Genomic DNA, 10,801 nt, shown 5'->3' on the forward strand with positions numbered 1-10,801 from the left:
GGGATAAAGTTATGAGCATCAATATCGGTCCACCAATGGTTGACGAGTTGAAGCCGAAAATTGCAGTTATTGGTGTTGGTGGCGCTGGCGGGAACGCCGTGGCCAACATGATCAGCGCAAAGGTAGAGGGCGTCGACTTCCTTGTCGCCAACACCGACGCACAGGCGCTGAATGCGTCTCCTGCCGAATATCGCATTCAGCTTGGACCTGAAATCACGCAGGGTCTTGGCGCGGGTTCACGCCCCGAAGTTGGCCGTGCTGCGGCTGAAGAAACGCTTGAGCAAGTGAAAGTGGCGCTGGCCGGTTGCCACATGTGCTTTATCGCGGCTGGTATGGGCGGCGGCACCGGAACGGGCGCTGCACCTGTTATCGCCAAGGTTGCGCGCGAAATGAACATTTTGACGGTTGGTGTCGTAACCAAGCCGTTCATGTTCGAAGGTACGCGCCGCATGCGGTCGGCAGAATCGGGCATCGCCGAACTGCAGCAGCATGTTGATACGCTGATCGTTATTCCAAACCAGAATCTGTTCCTGGTCGCCAACCCGAACACCACATTTAAGGAAGCGTTCCAGCTTGCTGACGAAGTGTTGCAGCAGGGCGTCCGTGGCATCACCGACCTGATGGTTATGCCTGGCCTCATCAACCTCGATTTTGCCGACGTCCGTTCCGTCATGCACGAAATGGGCAAGGCAATGATGGGTACTGGTGAAGCCGAAGGCGACGGCCGCGCGCTCGAAGCTGCGGAAAAGGCGATTGCCAACCCGTTGCTCGACGGTGTGTCGATGCAGGGTGCAAAGGGCGTCATCGTATCGATTACCGGTGGCGAAGATATGCGCCTGATGGAAGTGGACGAAGCTGCCAACCATATTCGTGAGCTGGTTGATCCCGACGCGAATATCATCTGGGGTTCGGCGTTCAATGAAAGTCTGAACGGCAAGATCCGCGTTTCGGTTGTCGCAACTGGCATCGATAGTGAAGGTTTGACCGCAACACCGGCAGCACAAAGAACGCCATTCTCATTCAGCCGCCCAGCGCCTGCGCCTGCCGTAGAAGTTGCGCCTGCTGCGACATCGTTGTTTGAAAACACAGCCGATACAGCTGCAGCCGAAGAAACGGCCGCGGCTGAATTTGAAAATGAAGCAGACGACGATAGCTTGGAACTTGGTAGCGACTTTGTTGCGATCGAAGCAGACGAAGCTGAAGAAGATGCAGCCGAATATGCTGATGATGATATGAACACCACGGACTCTTGGGCGAATGCCGATGCACTTGACCTCGATACGCCTGTGGCCGAAGGTTACCCGTCTGCGCAGCCAGTCGACGTGACTGCTCCGCCAGAACGCGCTGCACCACGCATTCCAACGGGTGGTACATTGTTTGAACGCATGTCCAACCTATCGCGCGGTCTCACCCGTTCGGATGATGACGCGGAAAAGCGCAATGAAGGCGGCAATGGCACAGGCTTCCCAAGCTTTCTTGACCGTCAGAACAACTCATAAGACGCGCGGCAAGCGCACCATCATCTTGTCGTTTCTATGCAACCGTTTGTCGGACCAAAGCGTGAATGCGCTTTGTGTTCGGCAGTCGGCAGCTACATAGAAAAACATGGATGTGACAACATTACGTAGCCTCGGATTCTGCAGCGCGCTGGTTTTTTCAGCAGGCGCGCTGTCACCCGCCGTGCATGCACAGGCTGTCGATGAAAGCGCGCTGGAGGCGCTTGACCAGAAAACGCCTGCGGTCGTGCCAAATATTGTCGAGCCCGCTGGCGCGGTGGAGTTGCGTGACGCGATGCGGCGCATTTCTTTTAACCCAAGCGATGCAGATGCCTTGGCCGATGCAGGCAATGCCGCTTTGCTGTTGGGTGATGCCAATGCCGCGCTGAATTTCTTCACGCGCGCCAATGCGTTACGCCCGAATAACAGCCGGATCGTTGCCGGCCTGGCAACAGCAACCGTGCGCACCGAAAACCCGTTTGAGGCTTTGCGCCTGTTTGATGATGCCGTCCGGTTGGGCGCGGACCAACGTTCGATTGCCGCAGACCGCGCGCTGGCGTTTGATTTGCTCGGTAATTTCGGACGTGCACAGCAGGATTATCAACTGGCCCGGACCGTGGCATCGTCTGATGACATCATCATCCGTCAGGCCGTGTCTCTTTCGCTTGCGGGGCAAAAGGAACCGGCCGACGCGATGCTCCTGCCGCTTTTGCAGCGCAACAGTCCGGCCGCATGGCGCGCCCGGGCCTTTATGTTGGCTGCGCGTGGTGACGTGCGTGAATCGAACAAGGTTGCGCAAGGCTTCATGGATGCACCATCGGCGCAAAGGATGGAGCGGTTCTTCCGCCTGATGCCAAATTTAACCGGCGCGCAGCAGGCCGCCGCCATTCATCTGGGGCATTTTCCCACCAGCCAAGCCGTAGGGCGGGACAGCGAACAAGTCCGCCGTGTCGCCGCCACCGTGCAGCAACCTGCCGTCGGCCCCGCCCAAAACCGCCTCATTCCATCAGGCGCGCCGCTTGGAACAAAGCCGACAGCAGCGCGCGACGTGAAAAGCGAGGCAAAGCCACAGAGCAAGCCGGACCGAAGAGCGCAGGAACGTGCGGAAGTTCAGGCCGCGGTTCCAACAACGCCTCGGCCTGATCCTGTTGTTGCACAGGTTGATCTGGCAGCAACGGTCGCGGGGACGACGCCAACTGCGCAAGAACCGGTGTCGCTGGCGGCCGCAACGCCCCCGCAGCCCACTCCCGCTAAAATCACCGCAGCACCAACATCTGTGCCCGCTTCCACTGCTTCGGCAGGATTCAGTCTGGATGCCATTGTCGGCGCCATCGAAATTCCGGAGAGTGAGCAACAGCCTTCGGAAATTCCGGTCGATTTGAAAAAGCTAAAACCCGTGACGCCCAAGGCAGTTGCAGACGCCAGCAAGGCCCCCAAAATTGACCCGAAAGCCGCCGCCAAAGCGAAGTTAGAGGCCGCAAATCCGGCGCGCATCTGGGTGCAAATCGCAACGGGCGAGGCCAGCGGGCTTGGTTTCGACTATCGCAAATTGACGAAGAACAACCCTGCTCTGTTCAAAGCGCAGAAGCCATGGACATCCCCATGGGGCAGGACCGCGCGACTGTTGGTTGGTCCCTTCCCGGATATGAAGGCCGCCAAAAAGTGGGAAGGCGATTTCAAGAAAGCCGGCGGCGACGCATTTATGTGGAAAAGCGAGATTGGCGTTCCTGTGAATGCCTTAAAGGTAAAATAGGCTTCCTGTCGCGGCGGCTTGGTTGCATAAGCGCTGCATGTCGCAACTGGCTTCCTACGCATCACTTCCCGGCAACAGCCGCGGCCGATTTCATCCAGAGCCCGACCGCGATATTCGCGGCCCGCGTGATATATTCCAGCGCGACCGTGATCGCATCATTCATTCGATTGCGTTCCGGCGGCTTCGCCACAAAACGCAGGTATTCATCTCGCCCGACGGCGACCATTATCGTGTGCGCCTGACGCACAGCCTTGAAGTCGCACAAATTGGCCGCACCATTGCCCGCGCGCTTGGGCTGAATGAAGACCTGACAGAGGCATTATGTCTGGCGCATGATATCGGGCACCCGCCCTTTGGCCATGCTGGCGAAGATGCGCTGGAGGCGACGATGAAGTCATGTGGCGGGTTTGACCATAATGCGCAGACATTGCGCACGCTGACGCAACTGGAGTCGCCTTATCCGTCATGGCCGGGCCTGAACCTTAGCTGGGAATTGCTGGAAGGGCTGGCCAAGCATAATGGACCCGTTGCCCGTCCGGGCTGGGCATTGTCCGAAGTCAACGCGCAGTTTGACCTGAGCCTGACCGACTGGCCATCGCTTGAGGCGCAGATCGCAGCGATCAGCGACGATATTGCGTATGATAATCATGACATTGATGATGGCATCAGGGCAGGGTTGCTCGACATTGACCAGCTGCTGGATCTGCCTTTTGTGGCAGCGCGATGGGAGGCGATTTTGGACCGCTATCCAGACGTGCCGCAGCGCCGCCTGATCGGTGAGCTGACGCGCGAACAGATTGGCGTGATGGTCAATGATGTGATTGAATCGACACGCGCCAGAATTGCGCAGGCGGGCATAAAAACCGCTGACGATGTCCGTAAAGCCGGTGTCATGATTGGGGGGTTTTCCGCAGAAATGGCGGCGCGCGAACGGCAGCTGAAATCATTCATGTATGAAAAGCTGTATCACCACCCAACGCAATTGGCGGCGGCAGAAGAAGCAACCAAAATTGTGCGTGAACTGTTTGCTGCCTACCGCGACGATCCTGCATTACTACCAGATGAATGGCGCGACAGCCTTCCCCGCGAAGAACCACAGCGCAGCCGCCGTATCGGGGACTTTCTTGCGGGCATGACCGACCGCTATGCAACCGATCGCCACCGCGAAATCTGTGGAGCCATCGCATGAGCCGCAAGATAGTCATCGCTGGCGGTTCGGGATTGGTTGGCAAACAGGCGGCGGAGATGTTGGCGCGCGCTGGGTTTTCGGTCCACCTCGTGTCGCGCCGACCATCGGTATCATTGGCTCCGAACATACAGGAGCATGTCGCGCCAACCGCTGACTGGCCAGCGATTGTGGCACATATAAAGCCTGACGTCGCCATTTCCGGTTTGGGGACGACGATACGCACAGCCGGATCGCGCGATGCCTTCAGAGCGGTTGATCATGATCTGGTGCTTGCCTTTGCACAGGCAAGCCATGAAGCCGGCGCGCAGCAATTCATTACGATATCGTCCGTAGGCGCGATACCAGCGAGCAGCAGTTTCTATTTGCGAACGAAAGCGGAAATGGAGCAGGGGCTACGCAACATCGGCTTCCAACGGCTTGATATCATGCGGCCCAGCTTGCTGACGGGTGGGCAGCGTGATGACCGCCGTCCGGGCGAGGCATTGGGTATATTGCTGTCGCCATTTGTGGACATGCTGATGTTTGGACCGATGCAGAAATTTGCGTCCACGCCGTCCAGCAAAGTCGCAAAGGCCATCGCCGCGTTGGCAAAACCGGGTAACGATGGCGTGTTTATCCACGAAAATGAATCAATCAACGCGCTGGCCGGTTGACTCTCTAAGGCGGTAAGGCCAATGCGGATTCGTCGCTGACGAAGCGGGAGAGCGTCCCTTTCAGGGGCCGCCGAAGGAGCAACCGCCCCGGAATCTCTCAGGCAAAAGGACCGCTTCGGCTTTTGCGACACTCTGGAAAGCGCATGTCTTTGCCATTTGCAACGACATGCCACCGAAGGTGTAACCTGCCTTTGCCACTATGTGCGGCAACCAAGGCGGATAAAGCTCTCAGGTACCCGTGACAGAGGGGGCAGCAGACTATGCGCCAACCGGCGTCGGTCGCTGCGACTCTTGAACGGACTGATATGAGCGAAGAAGACGAATTCGAACTAGAACCCATCGAAATATTGGAGCTACCGCTCGACGCATGGCACCGCGACAAGGGCGCGCGCATGGTCGAGTTCGCCGGCTATCACATGCCGATCCAATATGAAGGCATCATGGCCGAACATATTTGGACGCGCGAGAACGCAGGCCTTTTCGACGTCAGCCATATGGGGCAGCTGATGCTGACCGGCGACGGCGCGGCCGAAGCACTTGAGGCGATGGTTCCCGGCGACATATCCGCGCTTAAAGAGGGCAAGATGCGCTACTCGTTGCTTCTCGATGAAGGCGGCGGCGTGCTGGACGACATGATGATTACGGCTGTGCCTAAGGGGCTGTATGTCGTCGTCAATGGCGCGGTGAAATGGGACGATATGGGCCATCTGCGGGACCATTTGCCCGATGAGATCACCATCAACCATATGGATGACCGCGCACTGCTGGCGATACAAGGTCCAAAGGCCGTGGACGCGCTTGTCCGCGTCGTGCCCGGTGTTGACGCGCTCTATTTTATGGAGGCTGGTTCCTTCTTCTGGGGACCCAAGACCGATCCCGAACCTCTGTGGATCAGCCGTTCGGGTTACACCGGCGAAGATGGCTTCGAAATTTCTGTACCTGCGGGCCATGCAAAGGCACTTGCGGACCAAATCTGTGCGCAGCCTGAAGTAAAGCCCATTGGCCTTGGTGCGCGCGATTCCTTGCGGCTTGAGGCGGGATTGCCGCTGTACGGCCATGACATGAACCCCGAATTTGACCCTGTCGAAGCCGGCGCGGCATTCGCAGTGTCGAAGCGCCGCCGTTCCGAGGGCGGGTTTTTCGGGTCGGACCGCACCCTGAATGCCTTGGCCAATGGCCCCGCACGCAAGCTTGTCGGGCTTTCGGTCGACGGCAAGATGCCCGTGCGCGAAGGCGCACCTGTTTTTGCAGGCGATACGCAAGTCGGCGTCATTACGTCCGGCGGATTTGCCCCAAGCGTCGGCGCGCCGATTGCCATGGGCTATATTGATGCGGGCCATAACGCCGCGGGCAGCACGCTTGAGGCGGAGGTGCGCGGCAAGCGTGTGTCCGTCACCGTTACATCCTTACCCTTCGTCCCACATCATTATCATCGCAAAGGAGCGCACACATGACCCGTTATTTCACCGAAGATCATGAGTGGATCGAAGTCGATGGCGACAGCGCGACTGTTGGCATTACGGACTATGCACAAAGCCAGTTGGGCGACATCGTGTTTGCTGAAGTCCCCGCGACTGGCGCGATGTTGAAAAAAGGCGGCGATGCTGCGGTTGTGGAATCGGTCAAGGCCGCGTCCGATGTCTATGCACCCGTCAGCGGCACGGTGATTGAAGGCAATGGCGCATTGGAAGGCGACCCCGCGCTGGTGAACAACGATCCCGAAGGCGAAGGCTGGTTCTTCAAAATCACCCTCAGCGATACAAGCGAGCTCGACAGCCTGATGGACGCCGCCGCGTATAAGGCATTTGTCGACGGACTTTAAGCTAATCCGTCCGCAAATTGCGGGCCATGGAGATTGAAATGCGTTATTTGCCGCTCACCCCATCCGACCGTCAGGCCATGCTTGGTGTCATCGGGGCAAAATCAATTGACGATTTGTTCGCCGATGTGCCTGCGGAGGCGCAGCTGGACGGGCCGATCCATGGCTTGCCCAACCATGCCAGTGAAATGGCGGTTGAGCGGCATTTTTCAAATCTCGCGCGCCAAAATATGACCGCGTCGCACACGCCGTTCTTTTTAGGCGCGGGCGCGTACAAGCATCATGTCCCCGCCAGTGTTGACCATATCATCCAGCGCGGCGAATTCCTGACGGCTTATACGCCGTATCAGCCCGAAATTGCGCAGGGTACGCTGCAAATGCTGTTCGAATTCCAGACGCAGGTTGCGCGGCTGTTTGGTTGCGATGTGGCCAACGCATCGATGTACGATGGTTCGACCGCCTGCTGGGAAGCCATTGGCATGGCGGGCCGCATCACGAAGCGCAGCAAAGCGGTCCTCTCGTCGGGGCTGCACCCGCATTATGTAAGCGTCGCCAAAACGATGGCGCAATATACCGGCGACACGCTCGATACTGCCTTGCCGGCGCTTTCACCTCACACCGATAGCGCACGCTTGCTGGATGCCATCGACGGCGAGACAAGCTGCGTCGTTGTGCAATATCCCGACATATTTGGCCGCATCGAAGATCTGTCGGCGATTGCGGCCAAGGCGCATGAACATGGTGCGCTGCTGATTGCTGTGGTCACCGAACCGGTTGCATTGGGTGCCATCAAGGCGCCGGGCGAAATGGGCGCAGACATTGTTGTGGGTGAGGGGCAGTCGCTTGGCGTTGGTCTTCAGTTCGGCGGACCTTATGTCGGGCTGTTTGCGTGCAAGGAAAAGTTCGTTCGCCAAATGCCCGGTCGCTTGTGCGGTGAGACTGTGGATGCCGAGGGAAAGCGCGGTTTCGTGCTGACGCTGTCCACGCGCGAACAGCATATTCGCCGTGAAAAGGCGACATCAAATATCTGTACGAATTCAGGCCTTTGCGCATTGGCGTTCAGCATTCATCTCACGTTACTGGGTGAAAAAGGGCTGCGCGGATTGGCGGATCTCAACCACGGCCTAGCCGTCCAAGCCGCCGACCGGCTTTCGCAAATCGCTGGCGTTGAGCTCGTCAACGACACATTTTTCAACGAATTCACGCTGAAGCTGCCGAAGGAAGCCCGCCCCGTCGTGCGGGCATTGGCCGACCGAAGTGTCTTGGGCGGCGTCTCCTTAGGGCGTTTGTATCCCGATGTAGACGCGCTCGCCAATGGTCTGGTTGTCGCGGTGACCGAAGTTGCGACCATGGAGGATGTGGAAACATTTGCCACCGCATTGCAGGAGGTGTTGGCATGAGCACGATCAATCAGAGCGGTTGGAAGCCCGAAATGGGCAGCGCAGGGCAAGTCGGCCCTGCGACATATACCGGCAACAAGGCGCTGATGCTGGAAGAGGCGTTGATTTTCGAGATCGGTACGACCGGAACAACGGGCGTTGACCTCGCGGATGCACCGAAGGTCACGCCGCGCCTTGGCAATTTGGCCCGCCATCGCGACATTGGCCTTCCCGGCCTGTCTGAACCCGAAACGGTGCGCCATTACACCCGCCTCAGCCGTCAGAATTATGCCATCGATCTGGGCTTTTTCCCGCTGGGTAGTTGCACGATGAAGCATAACCCGCGGCTGAATGAAAAAGTCGCGCGGATGGAGGGCTTTGCCGATGTCCACCCGCTGCAACCCGTTGAAACGGTGCAAGGCGCATTGGCGGTGATAAACGAGCTGGCGGTTTGGCTGATAAAACTTACCGGCATGCATGGCGTAGCCATGACGCCGAAAGCGGGCGCGCACGGCGAATTGTGCGGTATCCTTGCTATCAAAGCGGCACTCGAAGCGCGCGGCGACCCACGCAGCGTTATCCTCGTCCCCGAAAGCGCGCATGGCACCAACCCTGCGACAGCGGCCTTTGCCGGTTATGCGGTCGAAAATATCCCAGCAACGTCCGAAGGCCGTGTCGACTTGGCTGCGCTGAAGGCACGGCTTGGTCCCGATGTTGCGGGCGTGATGATTACCAATCCGAACACCTGCGGCCTGTTCGAGCGCGACATGAAAGCGATCTCAGATGCGGTCCATGCTGCTGGCGGATATGTCTATTGCGATGGTGCGAACTTTAACGCCATCGTCGGCCGCGTGCGCCCGGGTGATCTCGGTATCGATGCGATGCATATCAACCTGCATAAGACTTTCTCTACCCCGCATGGTGGTGGCGGTCCGGGTTCGGGGCCGGTCGTTTTATCGGAAGCATTGTCACCTTATGGTCCGTTACCCTTTACCGAGCGTCACGCAGACGGGCACTATACGTTGGTCGAAGAAGAAACGGCCAGCGCGCGCCATCCGCACAGTTTCGGCCGCATGACGGCCTTCCATGGCCAAATGGGCATGTTCACGCGCGCTTTGTCCTACATCATGTCGCATGGTGCCGATGGCTTGCGTCAGGCCGCCGAAGACGCCGTGTTGAACGCCAATTACATCTTGCGCAGTCTTGAGGATGTGCTTGATGCGCCCTTTGCGCATAGCGGGCCATGTATGCATGAGGCGTTGTTCAGCGACAATGGCTTGGCTGAGGGCTTTTCAACGCTCGATATCGCCAAGGGCCTGATTGACGAAGGCTATCACCCGATGACGGTCTATTTCCCGCTCGTCGTGCATGGCGCGATGTTGATCGAGCCGACCGAAACCGAGAGCAAGGCCACGCTTGACCAGTTTATTGGCGCGATGCGTTCGGTCGTGCAACGGGCGAAGGCAGGGGACCCGATGCTAAAATCCGCGCCACATCATGCGCCACGCCGTCGCTTGGATGAAACCCAAGCTGCACGAAAGCCCGTGCTCGTGTGGCGCGAACCCGAACAGGCGGTTGCGGCGGAATGACCACGCCGCAGCCTTTTGTGTTTGAACGCGGCCCCGAGGTAAAGCGGCACGCGCCAGCGACGGTGCGGAATCGCGATGTGATTGCGGAAGCGCTTGCAAAACTGCTGCCCGACCGAGGGCGCGTGCTGGAAATCGCGAGCGGCACGGGCGAACATGCGGTGCACTTTGCGAAGCTGTTCCCCGCGTTGACATGGCTGCCGACGGATCCCGATCCCATCGCTGTGGCGTCGATTGACGCGTGGCGTGCGGACGAGAATGCGGTAAATGTCTTGCCTGCGATGTTGCTGGATGCGGCGTCCGACTGGCCCATTACGAAGGCCAATGCTGTGCTATGCATCAACATGGCGCATATCAGCCCATGGGCAGCCACGGTCGGTTTGCTGCGCAATGCGGCCCGAACGCTCGGCCCGTCCGAACCGCTGTGCATTTATGGACCATTCCGGCAGCGCGATGTTCCCCTAGCGGAGAGCAATGCAGCATTTGATGCGTCATTGCGCCAACAAAACCCCGAATGGGGTCTGCGGTCCGTGGAGGATATCAACCAAACCGCCGGTGAGAATGGCTTGCGCCTCGACCAGATCGTCGAAATGCCCGCAAACAATCTGCTGCTGGTCTTCCGCGCCTAGGTCCTGACCCTAGCCAGTCAAATCGGTCCGCTCGATTTTGGCGATGGGTGAACGTTGACGGATACGCGTTCCGGTCACGTCATTTTCATATTGCGCGGTCAGCGAATAACGCTCGATGGCGTAAATTCCGGGTGTGGCACCATCGCTTTCGGCCTTTAACGGCGCATAAATGCGGGTTTTAATCGCCTTCAGAACAACGTCGGTCCAATCGGTGCCACCTTCGCTGCGCAAGATTTCGGGTTCATCCACCTTGCCGTCGGCGCCAATCCAGAAACCAATATCGACCCAGCGTTTTTC

At 58.4% G+C, this 10,801-nt stretch carries 10 protein-coding genes and 1 riboswitch; of the genes, 9 read left to right on the top strand and 1 reads right to left on the bottom strand.

Going from position 1 to position 10,801, the window contains the following annotated elements:
• Positions 1-11 precede the first annotated feature (11 nt).
• The 9 genes from ftsZ (at position 12) to ACIQZK_RS10055 (ending at position 10,504) form a co-directional block, all read left to right on the top strand.
• Positions 12-1,499, top strand: coding sequence for a cell division protein FtsZ (ftsZ, locus tag ACIQZK_RS10015; RefSeq protein WP_397576012.1), 1,488 nt, complete (start codon positions 12-14; stop codon positions 1,497-1,499).
• Positions 1,500-1,611: 112 nt separating this feature from the next.
• On the top strand, positions 1,612-3,249 hold the full coding sequence (locus ACIQZK_RS10020; RefSeq protein ID WP_397576003.1) for a hypothetical protein: 1,638 nt from the start codon (positions 1,612-1,614) through the stop codon (positions 3,247-3,249).
• A 37-nt stretch (positions 3,250-3,286) separates the two neighbouring features.
• The gene (locus ACIQZK_RS10025) at positions 3,287-4,438 is read left to right on the top strand and encodes a deoxyguanosinetriphosphate triphosphohydrolase (protein WP_397576004.1); all 1,152 of its coding nucleotides are present in this window, start codon (positions 3,287-3,289) and stop codon (positions 4,436-4,438) included.
• The gene (locus ACIQZK_RS10030) at positions 4,435-5,091 is read left to right on the top strand and encodes an NAD-dependent epimerase/dehydratase family protein (RefSeq protein ID WP_397576005.1); all 657 of its coding nucleotides are present in this window, start codon (positions 4,435-4,437) and stop codon (positions 5,089-5,091) included. The genes ACIQZK_RS10025 and ACIQZK_RS10030 overlap by 4 nt, the downstream gene beginning before the upstream one ends.
• Before the next feature lie 34 nt (positions 5,092-5,125).
• A riboswitch (glycine riboswitch) is annotated at positions 5,126-5,214 on the top strand.
• Positions 5,215-5,396: 182 nt separating this feature from the next.
• A complete protein-coding gene (gcvT, locus tag ACIQZK_RS10035; RefSeq protein ID WP_397576006.1) occupies positions 5,397-6,545 on the top strand; it encodes a glycine cleavage system aminomethyltransferase GcvT in 1,149 nt (382 codons plus the stop codon).
• Positions 6,542-6,913, top strand: a complete 372-nt coding sequence (gcvH, locus tag ACIQZK_RS10040) for a glycine cleavage system protein GcvH (protein WP_397576007.1) — start codon at positions 6,542-6,544, stop codon at positions 6,911-6,913. Before gcvT ends, gcvH begins: the two co-directional genes overlap by 4 nt.
• A gap of 38 nt (positions 6,914-6,951) precedes the next feature.
• Entirely contained in the window at positions 6,952-8,310 is a 1,359-nt protein-coding gene (gene gcvPA / locus ACIQZK_RS10045) for an aminomethyl-transferring glycine dehydrogenase subunit GcvPA (protein ID WP_397576008.1), read from the top strand.
• Entirely contained in the window at positions 8,307-9,878 is a 1,572-nt protein-coding gene (gene gcvPB, locus ACIQZK_RS10050) for an aminomethyl-transferring glycine dehydrogenase subunit GcvPB (RefSeq protein ID WP_397576009.1), read from the top strand. The genes gcvPA and gcvPB overlap by 4 nt, the downstream gene beginning before the upstream one ends.
• On the top strand, positions 9,875-10,504 hold the full coding sequence (locus ACIQZK_RS10055; RefSeq protein WP_397576010.1) for a DUF938 domain-containing protein: 630 nt from the start codon (positions 9,875-9,877) through the stop codon (positions 10,502-10,504). Before gcvPB ends, ACIQZK_RS10055 begins: the two co-directional genes overlap by 4 nt.
• A gap of 9 nt (positions 10,505-10,513) precedes the next feature.
• Here ACIQZK_RS10055 and ACIQZK_RS10060 read toward each other — a convergent pair.
• On the bottom strand, positions 10,514-10,801 hold a 288-nt coding region (locus ACIQZK_RS10060; protein WP_397576011.1), incomplete at its 5' end, for an energy transducer TonB.

It is taken from the genome of Sphingorhabdus sp. (genome assembly GCF_044338195.1).
Taxonomy (GTDB): Bacteria; Pseudomonadota; Alphaproteobacteria; order Sphingomonadales; family Sphingomonadaceae; genus Sphingorhabdus_B.

Coding starts and splice junctions, on each gene's coding strand:
- ftsZ (WP_397576012.1), top strand. CDS start 12: ATGAGCATCAATATCGGTCCACCAATGGTTGACGAGTTGAAGCCGAAA.
- ACIQZK_RS10025 (WP_397576004.1), top strand. CDS start 3,287: ATGTCGCAACTGGCTTCCTACGCATCACTTCCCGGCAACAGCCGCGGC.
- ACIQZK_RS10030 (WP_397576005.1), top strand. CDS start 4,435: ATGAGCCGCAAGATAGTCATCGCTGGCGGTTCGGGATTGGTTGGCAAA.
- gcvT (WP_397576006.1), top strand. CDS start 5,397: ATGAGCGAAGAAGACGAATTCGAACTAGAACCCATCGAAATATTGGAG.
- gcvH (WP_397576007.1), top strand. CDS start 6,542: ATGACCCGTTATTTCACCGAAGATCATGAGTGGATCGAAGTCGATGGC.
- gcvPA (WP_397576008.1), top strand. CDS start 6,952: ATGCGTTATTTGCCGCTCACCCCATCCGACCGTCAGGCCATGCTTGGT.
- gcvPB (WP_397576009.1), top strand. CDS start 8,307: ATGAGCACGATCAATCAGAGCGGTTGGAAGCCCGAAATGGGCAGCGCA.
- ACIQZK_RS10055 (WP_397576010.1), top strand. CDS start 9,875: ATGACCACGCCGCAGCCTTTTGTGTTTGAACGCGGCCCCGAGGTAAAG.